Below are 17,815 nucleotides of genomic sequence, written 5' to 3'. Positions count from 1 at the left end.
CTACCCTCATTTATGCAAATACTTACCTACAATCTGAATGGAATCCGCGCCGCATTGAAAAACGGACTGCTCACCTGGCTCGAAACGACAACGGCCGATATCCTTTGTTTTCAGGAAGTGAAAGCCACGCCCGACGTAGTTGATCTGTCGGGCTTTCAGGCGCTGGGTTACGAACTCGTGGGCTGGCATGCGGCCGAAAAGAAGGGTTACAGCGGCGTAGCTATATTTTCCAAAATCAAACCCGAGAAGGTTGTTTCAGGCTGCGGGATTCCGGCCTACGACTCGGAAGGCCGCGTAATTCGAGCCGATTTCGGCGACATTACAGTGCTGAACTGCTATTTCCCATCAGGCACCAGTGGAGACGTAAGGCAGGGCGTTAAAATGCGGTTTCTGGCCGATTTTTATATTTGGGTAAATGAATTGAGAAAAGAACGTCCGAACCTCATCATTTGCGGTGACTATAATATCGCACATACCGAAATCGACATCCACGATCCGGTACGGAATCAGAAATCATCAGGCTTCCTGCCCGAAGAGCGCGCCTGGATGACGGAATGGTTTGCCAGCGGCTACACCGACGCATTCCGTTTCATGAACCCAACACTACGCCAATATTCCTGGTGGACCTACCGCGCCGGCGCCCGCGGCAATAACAAAGGCTGGCGTATCGATTACATTTCCGTGGCCGAGCCGCTCAAAGATCGCATTACCGCTGCCCGCCAGTACAACGACGCCGTCCATTCGGATCATTGTCCGGTGTGGTTGGAAATTGAGTAGGGCATTGGTGTGAATACGGTTTTTACTAGCTGAATTGTCTGTTTATTTTTACCTGAATAAATAGATGAAAGCTTACATTTACCGAGCCGACGGGTCCATTGAAATAGTAGGGATTAATGCAGTACTTTCGGGTGAAAATGTGCTGCCTGGCTTTTTACTGGACCTCGGTAAACTGATCAAATAGCAGTTCGTTACCTCTAACATTAACTCATTTTGTTCCAGTACTTCCTCATTTACAAGCCATTCGGAATGCTTTCGCAGTTCACCCGCGAGGGTGATCATCAGACGTTGGCTGATCTTGACTTTACATTTGCAAAAGATATGTATCCCGTTGGCCGCCTCGATGCGGATAGCGAAGGGCTTTTGCTTCTGACCAACGACAATTTCCTCAAAACAAAACTTCTTGAACCTCGCAACAGGCATACGCGCACGTATTATGTGCAAGTGGAAGGCGAGGTTACCGAAGAGGCCTGCCGGCAGCTTGTGAATGGCGTGACGATTTCAGTCAATGGGAAACAATATAAGACATTGCCCGCGGAAGCCTCGATGATCGAAGAGCCGCAGCTTCCTGAACGCGATCCGCCGATCCGTTTCCGGAAGAATATCCCCACTTCCTGGCTGGCGCTTACATTGCATGAAGGCAAGAACCGGCAGGTCCGGCGGATGACGGCGGCAGTCGGTTTTCCCACGCTCCGGCTGGTGCGGTGGTCTATCGGAAAAATTTCATTAGCGGATATGGAAGCAAATTTTCCTAAACCGGGGGACGTATGGGAAGTTACGCCAAAAGAGGCCAGACTTTTTTACGAAAGGAGTTTTTGACGAGGGTATAAATCATTTGCCCTGACTTGCCAAACCGGAGAGAAGGCTTAATTTTGTACAAATCCTTGTTCTTAAAATTAGGCTGATAATTGGCAAAGGCACACAAAGAAACTCCGCTTAATAAACAATACAATCAGATCAAAGCCAAATACCCGGGAGCACTCCTGCTCTTCAGGGTTGGTGATTTTTATGAGACTTTCGGGGAGGATGCGGTAAGGGCTTCGAAGATCCTGGGCATTGTACTCACACGCCGTAACAATGGTGGGGCGCATGAAGAGCTGGCGGGTTTTCCGCACCATTCACTGGACAATTACCTGCCCAAGCTCGTCCGTGCCGGCGAGCGCGTGGCCATTTGCGACCAGCTCGAAGATCCCGCAACGGCAAAGGGCATCGTCAAGCGTGGTGTGACTGAGCTGGTAACGCCTGGCGTGTCGTTCAACGACAATGTGCTCGATATTCGCAAAAATAACTACCTGGCGGCCATCCACATCGGTTCCGACGGTCTTTACGGGCTCGCTTTCCTGGATATTTCGACGGGCGAGTTCATGGCCTCACAGGGCAATGCGGCCTATATTGACAAAATGCTGCAAGGCTTCGGCCCGGCCGAGGTGTTGTACTGCAAAAAGCATAAGCAGGAATTCAACGAACTCTTCGGAGGCAAATACCATACTTTTCACCTGGAAGACTGGTGTTTTGGCTATGATTATGGTTACGAGCAGCTTACGGGGCATTTTCAGACTACTACTTTAAAAGGTTACGGCATTGAAGCGCTGCCGTTGGGGATCATTGCCGCGGGCGTAATCCTGCACTACCTGCGTGAAACCGAGCATAAGGAAGTGGCGCATATCAGCCGCATTACACGCCTGGAAGAGGAAAAATATGTGTGGCTCGATCGTTTCACCGTACGCAACCTCGAACTCGTATATGCCCAGCAGGAGGGTGGAGTACCGCTGATCGATATTTTGGATTATACGGTTACGCCAATGGGCGCGAGGCAGTTACGGAAATGGATGGTGCTGCCGCTGAAAGATAAGGCGCCCATCGATGAACGTCTCGAAGCGGTTGCGCATTTGCTCGAACACGAAGACCTGCACGAGTCGCTCGTAGGATATTTCAAACAGATCGGTGACCTGGAACGCCTGATTTCCAAAGTAGCTGTTCGCCGCATCAATCCGCGGGAATTGGTTCAACTTAAAAAATCACTGAAACAGGTTGAACCGGTAAAGAAACTGCTCTCAGGCACCATTCTCGACAAATTCGCTGCCCGACTCGACGCCTGCCAGGCATTAGTTGAAAAAATTGAACATCAGCTCCGCGACGACGCACCGGTACTTTCCAATCAGGGCCGGATGATCCAAAGCGGGGTCGACAGTGAATTGGATGAACTCCACGCGATTTCGTACGAAGGCAAGGATTATCTCATCAAACTTCAAAACCGCGAGATTGAGCGGACAGGCATCGGTTCGCTTAAAATTGCCTATAACAAGGTTTTTGGCTACTACCTCGAAGTTACCCACGCACACCAGAGCAAGGTTCCTGCCGATTGGATCCGGAAGCAGACGCTGGTGAATGCGGAAAGGTATATTACCCCCGAACTCAAAGAGTACGAGGAAAAAATCCTGAATGCGGAAGACCGCATTTCGGCGATCGAGTTCAGGATATTCAATGGAATTGTTCAAACGGCTTCCGAATATGTAGGCGCCATTCAGCAGAATGCACAGGTGATCTCGGCGCTCGACGTGCTGAGTTCCTTCGCGTTGGTAGCCAGAAAAAATAAATATGTAAAGCCGGTTATCAGCGATGGTAACGAGTTGGATATCAAGGAAGGTCGCCATCCGGTGATCGAACAGCAACTGCCCGTCGGCGAAAGTTACATACCTAATGACGTTTATCTCGACGATGCCAGCCAGCAGATCATCATCATCACCGGTCCGAACATGGCCGGTAAATCCGCATTGCTCCGCCAAACGGCACTCATCGTGCTCATGGCGCAAATGGGTAGTTTCGTTCCCGCCAAATCGGCCGCGATAGGGCTGGTCGACAAGGTTTTTACAAGAGTAGGAGCGAGCGATAACCTTAGCAAAGGGGAAAGTACATTCATGGTCGAAATGACCGAGACGGCCAGCATTCTCAACAACCTCAGCAGCAAGAGCCTGGTGTTAATGGATGAAATCGGTCGTGGAACGAGTACATACGACGGCGTTTCCATTGCGTGGGCTATTACCGAATACCTTCATAGCCAATCCAATTGCAGGCCCAAAACGCTTTTCGCGACGCACTATCACGAATTGAACCAGCTCGCCGAGGATTTCCCGCGCATCAAAAACTTCAATGTGGCCGTAAAGGAGGTGGATAATAAGGTGGTTTTCCTGCGGAAGCTCAAGCCGGGCGGTAGCGCGCACAGCTTCGGTATCCACGTGGCTCAGATCGCCGGTATGCCGCAGCCGATCGTGCTGCGTGCGAGCGAGATCATGCACCACCTCGAAAAAGACCACGTCTCGCACGAGCACAAGAAACGCGTGAAGGAAATCCCTAAAAACAACTTCCAGTTAAGCATTTTCGAGCCTGCTGATCCGCGGCTGGAAGAATTGAAAGAAAAGCTCCTGCTGGTGGACGTTAATACATTATCACCCATTGAAGCATTGCTGAAACTGAACGAGTTTCAGAAGCTCGTCAAGAAATAAATCTATCTTTAATGTAATACCAATCAATATCCTATAACCGCTAACCTAGTTTATGAAAAACTCGACCCGCTTTCAGTTGATGGCCATGATGTTCCTCCTCTATTTTGTATGGGGCTCGTGGTATGGGCAAATGAGCAAGTATATGTTTACAGAATTGGGTGCGACCGGCACCCAGGTAGGAAATGCCTACGCGGCCTTTTCTATCGCGATGATCATCGCACCGTTTTTCGTAGGAATGATCGCCGACCGGTACTTCGCAGCTCAAAAGGTATTGGGGATACTAAGCCTCGCGGGAGCCGCCATTCTGTATGTGCTGTCGGAAGTGAAAGACCCCGACACGTTTTTCTGGGTGATATTGGCCTATTGTATCACTTTTGCACCTGCCATGTCGCTTACGACATCTATTGCGATGCAACAGGTTACCAACTCCGAAAAGGACTTCCCCGCAATCCGCGTAATGGGAACAGTAGCATGGATCGCGGTGACCAATATCATCGGTTACTACGAAATCGGCGGTACTGCGCTGATCTTCAAAATTTCAATGTTCACGGCAGCATTTTTGGGCGTCTACTCGTTCTTTTTGCCTAATACCCCTCCAAAGCCAAGCTCACATACTTCTTTCTCGGATATTCTTGGTTTGGACGCATTTAAATTGTTCAAAGACCGTTCTTTCGCAATCTTCTTCATTTCTTCCCTGCTGATCTGTATCCCGCTTTCGTTCTATTACGCCATGGCTAACCCCTCGCTAACCGATTCGGGTATGACCAACGTAGAGAATAAAATGTCTTTGGGCCAGGCTTCGGAAGTAGTATTCATGTTGCTGATTCCCCTCGCATTCGCACGTTTCGGTGTGAAATGGATGCTGGTAGTAGGTCTGATCGCGTGGATCATCCGTTTCATTGGTTTCGGCTACGGCGATGCTTCCAGCGAATGGCTGCTTTACCTCGCAATTGTGCTACACGGGGTTTGCTACGACTTCTTTTTTGTAACGGGGCAGATTTATACCGATAGCAAAGCTGGCGAACAATACCGCTCCTCTGCGCAAGGCCTGATCTCGATCGCTACCTACGGTATCGGTATGGGTATCGGTTCATGGATTTCCGGTGTGGTGGCTGATATGTACACGGTCGACAATGTGAAGAACTGGACGTCGATCTGGATGATACCTGCGGGTATTGCGGCGGTAGTGCTCGTGCTTTTCGTATTGTTCTTCCGGGATAACAAAGTCAAGGCAGCTGCATGAAATCGTTCCTGACCATCGGCTTGCTGATATTGTCCAACGCCTTCATGACGATGGCATGGTACGGACATTTGAAGTTCAAGGAGTTGGGGTGGTTCAGCAAATTGGGGTTGTTCTCCATTATCCTCATTAGTTGGGGAATAGCCCTTTTTGAATATTGCTTTCAGGTACCCGCCAACAGGATAGGCTTTAAAGAGAACGGCGGGCCATTTTCTCTGGTCGAGCTGAAAGTGATCCAGGAGGTGATCACGTTGGTGATTTTCACGATTTTCACACTGGTCTTTTTCAAAACGGAGACTTTCCGGTGGAACCACTTCGTCGGGTTTGTCTTTCTGGTCCTGGCGGTTTACTTCATATTCAGGAAATAAAAAGAGAGCCTGCAAGTTTCGCTTGCAGGCTCTCTTTTTATGTTATCAATCCCAATCGTCGTCGCTGCTGCCGAACCGTCGGCCATAATCCTTAGAACCGCCTCCGCCTTTTTTAGTGGAGTAGCGGTCCTCTGTTTTGGGCCTGCCTCCTCCCTGGTGACGGTTGTGGTCATGTCCGCGGTCGTGATGTCCTTTGTCGCGGGGCTTGTCGGGCTGGCGGAAGTTGGGTCCGGCTCCACCTGAAAAGCTCCGGTCGCCAAAGCTGCGTTCCGCGGGCCTGGTCGGGGTGCTTGGAGCGTCGTCGTCGTCCTGGTCGTCATCGTCAAGCGACAGTGGCCGGGCTGAATCCCTTCCTATACTCCTGTCTGACGAATACGGCGTTCTGCTGCTACCTGGTGCGTCGTTTCCCGCCGGTCGTGGCCGGTTGAAGCCTTCCCGGCTGCGCGTATCTGGGCGGGGAGCTCCGCTGTCGCCTCTGGGTTCTCTCTTTTGGGATTCATTCACAACCAGTGGTCTGCCATACATGTCTGCCCCATTCAATGCATTGATGGCGGCTCTGGCCTCCACTTCATCGGGCATTTCTATAAACCCGAAACCTTTGCTTTGACGCGTGATCTTGTCAATGATAATTTTCGCCGAGCTAACTTTGCCGTACTTCTCGAAAGCTTCACGCAGCTCGCTTTCCTTTAACTTAAAAGAAAGACTCCCAACAAAAATGTCCATGAAACGCCTTGTTTTTTATTGATTTAGATGTAATAAATATATTTACTTTAATTGATATGCCACGACATTGTTTTTCATGAACGTCGGGACGTAGACGATCTTCTTAGCGGGGTCGTAACCGATGTCCGCAGAGTTTGTTTTTTCAGCGCTCGTATCGAGCAGTTTCTCGGTTGTTCCATCGGATTTAACGTAATAAATCACGCCAGCCCAGCACGAAACGATGTATTCACCCGGTTTCACCTGCTCAATACCATCGGTACTTTTGTCCATTCCCTCGGCTACAACTGTAATTTGTTTGGAAGGAGTCAATTTTTTCAAAGTGCCGCTATCGGCGATCAATAGGTCACTGCCTACTGCCAGCAAACCGTTCGGGCGGGTCAGATCTTCAAAATAGGTCGAAACCTTACCGTCCTTGATTGCGTGTACTTTCTTGGTATCCGAGTCCGAGACGTAAATAGTGCCTTTGGAATCGATGGTAAGGTCGTTCAGGAATTTGGCGCCTTCGATCTCGTGTTTCTTGTCGATCTTGCCCGATTTAATATCGATTTCCACCACCTCGGTAACGTCCGCAACAAACAATTTGCCTCCTTTGATACCCATTCCCTTCGGTGCGTTCAGGCCGGTTACCCAGTCCTGCGCGATAATCTTGCCATCCAGGCCTACTTTCGCGATCCCGCCTTTGCCATCCTTTTCACCGGCCTTGCCGTCAATCTGTGCCACATAAATCGCTTTGCCCGACGCACTGTATAGCACCGACTCGGGAACCGGCAGCGTGGCTTCTGAAGACCACAGCTGGGTAAGCGAATGTTGGGCCTGAGTTGATAGGGCTGAGAATGAGGCCAGGAGCGTTGAGAGCAGGAAATGTTTGGTTTTCATAGAGTTTGATTTTGAAAATAGATCTGTCGGTTACGAACAGCAATTCATTTTCATATCAAGGGCTAAATTGGGCTTATTTACTTTTCTTGATCTTGATTTTCTGATTATTATATCAAAGCTAAATAAAATTGCCCAAAGTGATCCAAGGGGACATTTTTTAATTTTTTTCTATAAATTAATCTGACATCGTAAATGAAATCGCGATCCGATTGAATGGAATACGCTCGGGCTCTACGAATAGCGGGTTGAGCAGATAATTGAATTCGTCGCCAATCACTACGAAAGTAAAAATGCCCCGCAAATAGCAGGGCATTTCTCAAATCACTTTTTCTTCTTGCTTTTTTTCTTTCCTGTCTCGACAGGTTCCGGCACCACTTTGGTGAGATCCTTAATGCGGATGTTCCTGAATTTGAGTTCGGAACCATGTCCGAGGAATCCGAGGTGACCACTGGTCCTTTTCAGTCCCGGGTGTTCTTTGTGGTCGACGGTGCCGTTCTTGCTGGCTTCGGCGAGGTCGCCGTCGAGGATTACCGTTCCGTTCAGGGTCACCTTAATTTTCGAGCCTTGTACCCGGACTTCTTCATAGTTCCATTCGCCAAGTGGTTTCAAATAGCCTCTTTTGGCAGGAATAATGCCATAGGCCGAGCCGTGGTACTGATATTCATGCAAATCTTTGTAAATCTCCGCCTCATTGTCGAGGATCTGGATTTCGGTTCCTACGTAAGCAGCATCGCCTTCCATGGGCGTGCGGATACCCAAACCATTGTTGGCACCCGGCGTAAGCTGGAACTCGAAACGGAAATCGAAGTCGCTATACTCGTCTTTGGTGTAGAGGTTGCCTTTTCCGCCTTTTTTGGGGTCAACGACGAGCTCGCCATTCTGGATGAAATAGTCGGTTTTGTTGCCCACCCATTCAAACATATTGGTACCATCGAACAGCACTTTGAAATCGTCTTTCTGCTCCGCTTCGGGTAGTGTAAATTCCGGACGCGGGATTTCGCGGACGTAAATGTCGCGGTAATGGATTTCGTTACCGTGCGCCTGCAATTCAAGCTGTTCTTTGGCGAAAATAGGCAGGTTACGGTCCCAGTAGTTTTCCAGCACCACATTATCCACTACATTTTCGCCATTCAAATCCACCGACACGCGGTCGCCGATCATGGTAATATGGAAGGTATTCCATTCACCAATCGCATTATCGGCCACTTTCGAAGGTTTGCTTGGATTCTTCTGGTTGTTATAAAGTCCTCCCGAGCCCACCTGCGCACCTACGCTCACGCGTGAGGTATCCCAGATCTGTACCTGCGGAGTACCGCGGAGGTAAATGCCCGCGTCGCCGTCCTTCTGGATTTTCCAGTCGACGTACATTTCAAAATCGCCGTATTGCTTCACGGTGCAAAGGTTATCTCCATGACCAGAGAAGACCAGCTCGCCATCTTTGGCAAACCAATCCTTGAATGCGGCCTCATCTGCTTTTTTCTGTTTGAAAGCCAGTGAGTCGGCGCTCATTTTGCGCCGGGCGATCGGGTTTTGCACCAAACCTTTCCATCCCGAAAGATCTTTGCCATTGAACAGAGCAACGAAGCCTTCCCCGGCAGGCAATTCCGCCAGATGTTTGCGGATTGATTCTCTCTGGTAATCGGCGTCCTGGCCTTTCAGAATGGGAGCTGCTTTGGTCAAAAGCTCGCGGATTTCAGCGCTGTACAGATTTTTGTTAGCCAATGCAATGTTCATTATCGCCTGTGCTGCGGCCTGCTGCGTACCTGCATTATCCATGTATTGGCCAGCCAACAGCAGGGAATTGAAAGTACGGTTTCTTCCCAATTCTTTCAGAATGGCTTCTTTCTGCACATCCGTTTTGGCGATAGCCAACGCTTCGCGCAGCATAATCACTTTATTGGCTGCTGTCTTGCCCGATTTGGCCGTTGCAGCCACGTAACCTGTCAAAGCCGAATTGAAATCGTCGGTATCATTGGTGCTCCTTGCGATGGCAAGCAACTCCTTCGCCGCACTTGCATCAGTCCACGCGGAAAGTGCCGCGATAGCCGATTTCTTTTTAGCTGCGTCCCCTTTGGTGGAAGCTTCAACTACCGATGCCAATGCTTTCTTGCCGCCAATACCCGCCAGCACCGCAAGATAGTTGCCTTGTTTATCGGCAGGAGAAGCCTGTATTTGCCTCAAAACCGCTTCTGTCTGGCTGTTGGTATCGCCGCTTTCTTTAATGGCCGCGTTGATCGCCATTTGTGTTGCCGTTACTTCTTCGGCTGTGTTAACGTTGTTCAATAGCGAATACAATTGGGGCAGATCATTGCCGGTTGCCAACGATTTCAATGCGCTGAAAGCCGCCTTCCGCACTTCCGGGTTTGTATTCTTCAATTGTGCCGAAACAACCGGTAATTTTGAACTTGCTTCACGCGCCGCAAGCACGTCGATCAATGCAGCCTGTGCGGGAGCAGGAAGTGTAGGAATGGCGGTTGCTACCTGGTCCACCAGCGAAGCACCTTTGATCGTAAGCAAGCTGCTTTTAACTCCTGCGATTTCATCCGCATTAGCCGTCTTTAAAACCGGGATCAGTTTGGCAACACTGCTCTCCTGTCCGATTCTCCCAGCTGCCCAGATAGCAGCAGTTTTTACTTTGCTATCCTTCGAAGTCAGCGCTTTCAAAACTACCGGCAGCGCATCTTTCGATTCCGCGCGGCCCATCATGGTGATGATCTCGGCTTGTACCGTCGGGTTGGCCTTTTTATATGCATTCAGCCAGGGTGTTGTGCCGTCGGCCATCAGGTATTTCTGCCCCAGTTTCAATGCCGCAGCACGGTATTGCGCGTCGGTACTTTGCAGGGCGCTTACCAGCACAGGTACGGATTCTCTCTTTTTGATATTCGAGTAAATCGTCAGGGCAGAAGAGCGCGTGGCGGATTGTTTTGCGTCGGGCGTAGCTTTGATTAAGGCCAGCGTAGCTTTTTCGGCCGGGGCATTGTTGCCGTTCGCAGCCAGGCGCGCCAGGTATTTCAGGTAAACGGCGGTAGCATCGGCTTCGTCGTAACCGTAAGATGCTTTCTGTGCAGCTCCCGCCAGAATGCCTTCCGACGAAGGAGCAGCGATTTCCGAAAGCGCGTACAAACTTACCTTACGCAGGTTCAACTCGGAACTGGCTGCGGTTTTTTCGATAGCGGGTGCAGCTTCTTTATAATGAACATCACCCAATGCCTCGGTAATGGCTAGTTGCGCGCTTCCACTGGCATTACCCAATGCTTGCAGCAATGCAGCGCCGGCCGCCGGTGTGCCAATACGCGACAATGTCCGTGCGGCAGGCTGAGCAAGTCGCTCGTCTTTGAGATAACCCTTCAAAACCTCTACCGATTCATCCTTGCCAACGGTTTGAAGCTGGTAAATAAGAAAATTCTTGCCGTCGGGGTCATTTACTTTGGACAATGCTTCGCCATAGGCTTCGGCAGCGTCTTTCCGCAATGCCTCTTTGCCAGCTTGTGAGGCATAATAGGTAAATCCGCCCAATGCGAACTGGATTTTGGTGTTATCCCCTTTGCCGGGCGGCGTGAGCATAGAAGCGATCTGCACGAGGCCCGGTTTGCCGAGCTGCGCGAGTTCTTCCATGTTTTTCTTTAATGCCGTTTCATTCTGGGACGGGAGTTTCGACAAAACCGCCTTGACTTTGGCGTCTAGCGAATTGTCGGTTTGGGCCATCAGCTGGGAGGTTGCCAGGCAAAGGGCTAAAATAGGGTATAGTCTTTTTTTCATCGGATATGCCGGTGCTGTGAGCCGCAGCTTGCAGCTTAGCTGTTAAGTTCTTAAATGGTCCAGGGAGCGCGCATGGGCTGGTTAATGAGCCGGTTTGCACCTTCGTCGTCGATAAATTCCTGCTTGTCCGGGTCAAATTTCAGCGAACGGCCGAGGCGTAGTGCGATGAGGCCCATGTTCACGATCGTGCAGGAGCGGTGACCGTTTTCTTCGTTCAATGCGAATTTTTTGCGGTTTTTAACAGCGTCCACGAAGTCGGTAACCTGCGGCTCCGGATCGGGGAATGCGGCGAGTTTCTTTTCCAGATCGGGGATATCTGATTTGAAATTCTGGTACAACTTGCCTTTGGGGCCTTCGATGTAGGCCACTTTATCGTCCTTAGCCTCACCGTCGAGCACGATCTGGCAGCCATCGGCATAGGTATAAGTAATGCGGCGCCACGTACCCACGGCTTCGGTATGCTGCTGAGGCGCATCCACTTCCACGCTCACCGGACTGGTATCGTCCTTCCCAAGGAAATATTGAATAGGGTCGATATAATGCTGGCCCATATCGCCGAGGCCGCCGCCGTCGTAATCCCAGTATCCGCGGAAGGTCTGATGCACGCGGTGTTCGCTGTATGGTTTGTAAGGCGCAGGTCCGAGCCACATATCATAGTCGAGCTCGGCCGGTACCGGTTGAGGTGCATTGTTTGTTTTACCTACCCAGTAAAATTTCCAGTCGAAACCGGTATGCTTGCTCACGGTCACTTTCAATGGCCAGCCGAGCAAGCCGCTTTGAACGAGTTTCTTAATAGGTTTGACAGTGGTGTTCATTCCGTAGAAATTGCTTTCAAAACGGAACCAGGTATTAAGCCGGAATACCCTTCCATGCTGTTGAACGGCCTCGACGAGGCGTTTTCCTTCACCGATTGTACGGGTCATGGGTTTTTCGCACCACACATCCTTGCCGGCGCGGGCAGCGTCGGCGGCGATAATGCCGTGCCAATGTGGTGGAGTGGCCACATGCACAATGTCCACCTCGGGGAGTTGGATCAGCTCGCGGTAGTCGGAAAAGGTTTTGACGCCCTTATCGACCATATTAACCGCAATGTCGAGGTGCCTTTTATCCACATCACACAATGCAACCACTTTGGTGCCTGCGTAAGGGATATGGCCACGGCCCATGGAGCCGGTGCCGACGATGGCTTTGGTGAGCGTGTCGCTCGGGGCGAGGTAACCTTTCCCCAGCACATGGCGGGGAACGATCGAAAACGTTGCCAGCGTCGCCAGTGAGCCTTTGATAAAGCTCCTCCGGGAGGGCGCCGAAGTTCCTTTCTCTTCTTTCATTCGTTAAGGTTCTTTTAGGAAAAAATGATGGTTAAGTACTTGTGAAATTAGGACAATATTCAGAATGTGCCAAAGTATTGCCCGGCATTACCTGATATTAATGAAGTAAGACTGCGAAAACGGAGAGAAAGCAGAGAAAAACAGGGAATACGCGCTGCGTGCTCGTTACAGCGGGATGTTTCCGTGCTTCTTTTTTGGTAGCACATCAACCTTGTTTTCGAGCATTTCGAAGGCCCGGATCAGCTTCGCGCGGGTCTGGTCGGGGTAGATCACTTCATCGATATAACCCCGGTGTGCGGCACGGTAGGGATTGGTAAACTTCTGGGTGTAATCGTCGATTTTCTCCTGCAACTTCTCTGCCGGATTTTCAGCCTGCGCAATCTCGCGTTTGAAAATGATTTCAGCCGCGCCGCTTGCGCCCATCACCGCGATTTCAGCGGAGGGCCATGCGAAATTCATATCCGCACCAATGTGTTTGGAATTCATCACATCATACGCACCCCCGTATGCCTTGCGCGTGATTACCGTGATGCGCGGAACGGTGGCCTCACAGAATGCATAAAGCAGTTTCGCGCCGTTGGTAATGATCGCATTCCACTCCTGGTCGGTGCCGGGGAGAAATCCGGGAACATCTTCCAAAACCAATAATGGTATGTTGAAGCAATCGCAAAACCGCACAAAACGGGCCGCCTTCTGGCTTGCATGAATATCGAGAACGCCTGCGAGTACGGCGGGCTGGTTCGCCACAATGCCAATGCTCCGACCGGCAATACGCGAGAAGCCTACGACGATATTTTCGGCGAAATGCTCGTGTACTTCGAAGAAACTGTCGGGATCAGAAAGTTCTGTAATCACCTCCCGCATGTCGTAAGGCTGGTTCGCATTCTCGGGAATCAGCGTATTTAACGCAGGACGGAGTTCGTCGCCCGGCGTGTACTGGTAACGCGGCGCATCGTCTTCGCAGTTCTGCGGCATGTAGCTCAGCAATTTTTTGATGGACAGCAGGCATTCGACTTCGTTGGCCGAAACAAAATGCGTCACGCCCGATTTCGTTGCGTGCGTCATGGCGCCGCCGAGCTCTTCGGAAGTTACTTCTTCGTGTGTGACGGTTTTAACGACGTTCGGGCCGGTTACAAACATGTAGCTGGTATTCTCGACCATTAAAATGAAGTCGGTAATTGCGGGCGAATACACGGCACCACCTGCGCACGGACCCATTACGGCAGAGATTTGCGGTATTACGCCGGAAGCCAATGTGTTTTTATAAAAAATATCCGCGTAGCCTGCGAGCGAAAGCACACCTTCCTGAATGCGGGCGCCACCCGAGTCGTTCAAGCCGATAAGCGGCGCGCCGTTTTTCATGGCCAGGTCCATCAGTTTGCAAATTTTCTCGGCATGGGTTTCCGAAAGCGACCCGCCGAAAACCGTGAAATCCTGGGCGAAAACATATACGAGCCGGCCGTTCACTTTGCCATAGCCGGTGACTACGCCGTCGCCGAGGTAATGCTCCTTATCCAGCCCGAAATCCTTGCTGCGGTGCATCACGAACCGGCCTATTTCTTCGAAAGAACCTTTGTCGACCAGAATGGAAATGCGTTCTCGGGCCGTGAGCTTACCCTTGGCGTGTTGTGCCTGAATCCTATTTTCACCCCCGCCCAGCTCCGCCTCAGCATTTTTTTGGTCTAAAAGTTCTTTTTTTGAAACGGCGGCTGATCGGGATTCCATGTAATGCGGGGATATGGTTACATTTGTTGGTGAACGGTTATAAATATAGCGTCATTTTAATGATTCGGGAAATTATTGGATGTTTATGAGGTCGCCAGGCTGCGGTTTGCTTTTTCTGATCACATGGCTCTGTTCGTCGTGGAATGCTTCATTTGCCCAGGTTACAGGCGGCCGTACCCGCCTCGATTTTCTGCAATTACCCGCCCAGGCGCGCAGTACCGCGCTGGGTTCCAACCATATTACCGCGCAAGGCAACGATCCCACATTATTTCTCCAAAATCCTGCATTGGTCGACTCCGCCAAAATCAATAATGTATCGCTGAATCTGATGCCTTACCTGGCCGATACGAAATTTGTGAATATGGGTTATGCCAACCGGTTCCGCAAAACCGGCGGCATCTGGGCGGTAGGACTGCAATACCTGAACTACGGAACGATGCAGGAAACCGACGACATAGGTAACGTGGTAGGGGAGTTTCGCGCGGCTGATTATGGGTTATCTGCTGGCTATGGGCATACACTAGGCGCATTCACATTAGGTGCAACAGCCAAATTCGTAGGAGCGTCTATCGAAAGTTACCAGACCTGGGGAATGGCATTCGACTGGGGCGCTACATTCCGGCACCCGCGGGAAGACCTGACGATCGGTTTCGTCGCCAAGAACTTCGGCTTTTTAAAGCAGAATTACAATGGCGGAAACGAGCCGGTGCTGCCGTTGGACATCAGGGTCGGAGTAACTTTTAAGCCTGAATATATGCCAATCAGGGTGTCGCTAACGGCGCATCACTTAAATCGGTTTGATATGGTTTACAATGATCCGAACCTGTTCTATACCTATGATATTAATGGAAACAAACTTCCTAAAAAGGTTGGTATTGCCGAAAAACTGGGCAGGCACCTTTCACTCGGAGCAGAAATACTGGCGCATCCCAATTTCCGCATCCTCCTCGGCTACGACCATTTGAAAAGGCAGGAGCTCCGTTTGGCAAATCGTGGCGCGCTGGCAGGCTTCTCATTCGGCGCCTGGTTACGTATTAAAAGGTTTGAAATCGGTTACGGCCGTGCCCAATATGTGCCGGGTTTTGGCAGCAGCTCCATTTCAATTGTCATGAATTTGAAAAATGGGTTTGTGAAATGACGCACCGCGGACTGGTCGTCGTTAGGTCAAGAATGGTCATGTTTGGTCAGGAATAGTCATTAGTCAATTAAAACAATACTTGACTACACTTGACAACACCTGACTATACCTGACCGTTCGCCACTTTCCCGTTTTCGAGTTTTAAATACCGCGTTACACAGCTCGGGATTTCATTAGGATAATGCGAAACATAAATTAATGTCCGTTGATCGGTATCGCAAATCGCATTTACCACGGATTTGAAATAGTCGATCGCCTCGCTATCCAGACCCTGGCAAGGCTCGTCGAGGATGAGCAATGGCGGGTTTTTTACCAATGCCCTGGCCAGCAGTACCATTCTTTGCTGACCTTTCGAGAGTTGTGAAAAATCTTTTTCGATCAGTTCATGCACGTGAAGCAGTTCGGCCACTTCGTGCACGCGCTCGATCTGGGTTTCGGTGAGTTTTTTAAAGAACACGCCGGTAGCGTCGAAAAAACCGGATGCAATGGTTTTGAAAACTGTCGTATTTCTTGGGAAATACAAATGTAGTTCGGGCGAAACGTGGCCGATTTTCTGCTTAATATCCCAAATGGAAGCGCCTGAGCCACCCCGTTTTTGGTCAAACAGATCATAATCATTCGCAAACCGCTGCGGGTTGTCGGCGGTGATAACGCTCAGCAAGGTTGATTTGCCGGAACCATTAGCGCCGGATAATGCCCATTTCTCTCCCTTCGCGATTTTCCAGTTTACACCATCAAGAATTTGATCTTCTCCATATTTGACACGGATATTCCTCAAATCCAGTGCATATTGAAAGTCAGTGAAGTCTGGATGACCGAAATGCGCCAGCTTCTGCGGATCGGGCTGTGGAAAGTGGGCGGCATGGGCTCCGGCAGTTTTGAACCGGGCCACCGGCTTTTTCGCCGCTATTTTACCAGCTTCGAGTTCCAGTACATCGGTAATGCAGGGCGGGATTTCGGTAGCAGTGGTAGCCATCATGATGGTTACCCCGTGTTTGGTCAATTCAGTCAGTGCATTGCGGAGCACCTCGCGTGAATGCACGTCGAGGCCGCTGAATGCATTGTCGAGCATGAGCACCTTGGGCTTTTTCAACAATGATTTTGCCAAAAGCATTCGCCTTGTTTCACCATTGGAAAGTGTCACAAACGGGTGGTCGAGCAGATGGCTAATGGATAACAACCCGCTCACACGTGCCAGTTCTTCCTCACTGACCTTCGAGGGGGCCAGTTTCACGGATTTATCATCCACCGTGCCTACGGGCCTCAGCTGGTCGGTCAGGATCGCCCGCACGCTGGGCGCGCGCTCGGACTCATATGCGTGGAAGCGTTGCTGGTAATATTCGGCACCTGCGCTCACGATACGGTTGAACGAGTAATCGTTCGATACGAGTTCGATGTTTTCGCGGACGGGGGTCGTCCAGTCGTATGCGATTTTGCCGGATAGAACTGGCCATTTCCCGGCTATTACTTCCAACAGCACCGATTTTCCGGAGCCGTTCGGGCCCACTATCGCCCAGTTTTTCCCTTGTTCAATATTCCAGTTGATTTCAGAAAGGACCGTTGATTCGTATTTGCGGACGGATACGTTTTGAAGTGAAATGAGTGTCATGCGAAAACCAGGTAATGAAGGGGCAAATACCAAAATTTTAGCCTTAAAAAGAAAAAAAAGAGCATCCGTTGCCGGATGCCCTTGCTAAGCGTTTGAATCAGTGGCCGGTGCGGTCAATGATGCAATTCCATATTGAATTCCCTGATCATCGCCTCAACGAAAGCAGAAAGATCGTCGGTTTTCCGGCTAGTAATGAGGCCGTTGTTGGTCACAACTTCCTGATCCACCCATATTGCGCCTGCGTTTTCGAGGTCGTGGCGGATGGCTGCATACGAAGTAAGCGTGCGGCCCAGTACCACGTCTGCGTCGATCAGGATTTGAGGGCCGTGGCAGATTGCCGCTACCGGTTTCCCTGCAAAAAAGAATGAGCGGACGAAGTCAACTGCCTTTTGATTGATCCGCAATGCATCGAGTCCCATAACCCCGCCCGGAAGCAGGAGCGCGTCGTAATATTCGGCACGTGCCATTTCGAGCGGTACGTCCACGCGGTGGTTTTCGCCCCAATCGACATGGCTCCATCCTTTCACAATGTCTTTGTTGGGCGAAATAACGTGGGTGGTCGCTCCATGCTGGTTTAGGACTTTTCTGGGACAGGTCATCTCCACTTGCTCAAATCCATCGGCAACCAGTATAGCGACTTTGATTATATTAAGCAATTGTTCCATGGATTTAGGTGTAGATTAGAAGATTAGATTATAAGAACAATTAATTGCACAAAAACTATGCCAAAAAGTTGGCTTATGTTTGGGTCGAGCACGCAGTGAACGGG

At 50.4% G+C, this 17,815-nt stretch carries 13 protein-coding genes; 6 read left to right on the top strand and 7 right to left on the bottom strand.

The annotated features are described in order from the left end of the window. The first annotated feature begins 12 nt into the window (after positions 1-12). From ACTJJJ_RS24395 to ACTJJJ_RS24375, 5 genes are all read left to right on the top strand, one after another. The gene (locus ACTJJJ_RS24395) at positions 13-777 is read left to right on the top strand and encodes an exodeoxyribonuclease III (RefSeq protein ID WP_188936559.1); all 765 of its coding nucleotides are present in this window, start codon (positions 13-15) and stop codon (positions 775-777) included. Between the two features lie 213 nt (positions 778-990). Then, positions 991-1,596 carry a pseudouridine synthase gene (locus tag ACTJJJ_RS24390; protein ID WP_440703272.1) on the top strand — a complete coding sequence of 202 codons (606 nt, stop codon included), beginning with the start codon at positions 991-993 and terminating at the stop codon, positions 1,594-1,596. 89 nt (positions 1,597-1,685) lie between these two features. Next, a complete protein-coding gene (gene mutS, locus ACTJJJ_RS24385; RefSeq protein WP_440703271.1) occupies positions 1,686-4,280 on the top strand; it encodes a DNA mismatch repair protein MutS in 2,595 nt (864 codons plus the stop codon). 52 nt (positions 4,281-4,332) lie between these two features. Further along, on the top strand, positions 4,333-5,523 hold the full coding sequence (locus tag ACTJJJ_RS24380; RefSeq protein ID WP_188936545.1) for an MFS transporter: 1,191 nt from the start codon (positions 4,333-4,335) through the stop codon (positions 5,521-5,523). Then, positions 5,520-5,888 carry a DMT family protein gene (locus tag ACTJJJ_RS24375; RefSeq protein ID WP_188936542.1) on the top strand — a complete coding sequence of 123 codons (369 nt, stop codon included), beginning with the start codon at positions 5,520-5,522 and terminating at the stop codon, positions 5,886-5,888. The genes ACTJJJ_RS24380 and ACTJJJ_RS24375 overlap by 4 nt, the downstream gene beginning before the upstream one ends. Positions 5,889-5,933: 45 nt before the next feature. Here ACTJJJ_RS24375 and ACTJJJ_RS24370 read toward each other — a convergent pair whose 3' ends face one another. The 5 genes from ACTJJJ_RS24370 to ACTJJJ_RS24350 form a co-directional block, all read right to left on the bottom strand. After that, the gene (locus ACTJJJ_RS24370) at positions 5,934-6,611 is read right to left on the bottom strand and encodes an RNA-binding protein (RefSeq protein ID WP_188936540.1); all 678 of its coding nucleotides are present in this window, start codon (positions 6,609-6,611) and stop codon (positions 5,934-5,936) included. Positions 6,612-6,653: 42 nt separating this feature from the next. Next, a complete protein-coding gene (locus ACTJJJ_RS24365; RefSeq protein WP_188936538.1) occupies positions 6,654-7,487 on the bottom strand; it encodes an ATP/GTP-binding protein in 834 nt (277 codons plus the stop codon). A 321-nt stretch (positions 7,488-7,808) separates the two neighbouring features. Further along, entirely contained in the window at positions 7,809-11,246 is a 3,438-nt protein-coding gene (locus ACTJJJ_RS24360; RefSeq protein WP_440703270.1) for a family 16 glycoside hydrolase, read from the bottom strand. Positions 11,247-11,296: 50 nt separating this feature from the next. Further along, positions 11,297-12,574: a Gfo/Idh/MocA family oxidoreductase gene (locus ACTJJJ_RS24355; RefSeq protein ID WP_440703269.1), complete on the bottom strand. Its 1,278-nt coding sequence runs from the start codon at positions 12,572-12,574 to the stop codon at positions 11,297-11,299. A 165-nt stretch (positions 12,575-12,739) separates the two neighbouring features. Beyond that, positions 12,740-14,299, bottom strand: coding sequence for an acyl-CoA carboxylase subunit beta (locus ACTJJJ_RS24350; protein ID WP_440703268.1), 1,560 nt, complete (start codon positions 14,297-14,299; stop codon positions 12,740-12,742). A gap of 85 nt (positions 14,300-14,384) precedes the next feature. Between ACTJJJ_RS24350 and porQ the strand changes: the two genes are divergently transcribed. Beyond that, positions 14,385-15,437 carry a type IX secretion system protein PorQ gene (gene porQ, locus ACTJJJ_RS24345; protein WP_440703267.1) on the top strand — a complete coding sequence of 351 codons (1,053 nt, stop codon included), beginning with the start codon at positions 14,385-14,387 and terminating at the stop codon, positions 15,435-15,437. 103 nt (positions 15,438-15,540) lie between these two features. On the opposite strand, the gene ACTJJJ_RS24340 is transcribed toward porQ, so the two are convergent. Beyond that, a complete protein-coding gene (locus ACTJJJ_RS24340) occupies positions 15,541-17,046 on the bottom strand; it encodes an ATP-binding cassette domain-containing protein (protein WP_440703266.1) in 1,506 nt (501 codons plus the stop codon). Between the two features lie 113 nt (positions 17,047-17,159). Then, positions 17,160-17,711 carry a type 1 glutamine amidotransferase domain-containing protein gene (locus ACTJJJ_RS24335; RefSeq protein ID WP_188936518.1) on the bottom strand — a complete coding sequence of 184 codons (552 nt, stop codon included), beginning with the start codon at positions 17,709-17,711 and terminating at the stop codon, positions 17,160-17,162. Positions 17,712-17,815 lie beyond the last annotated feature (104 nt).

Origin of the sequence: Dyadobacter sp. 22481 (genome assembly GCF_052044875.1) — a bacterium.
Lineage (GTDB): Bacteria > Bacteroidota > Bacteroidia > Cytophagales > Spirosomataceae > Dyadobacter > Dyadobacter endophyticus.
This window is presented reverse-complemented; position numbering and strand designations above follow the sequence as displayed.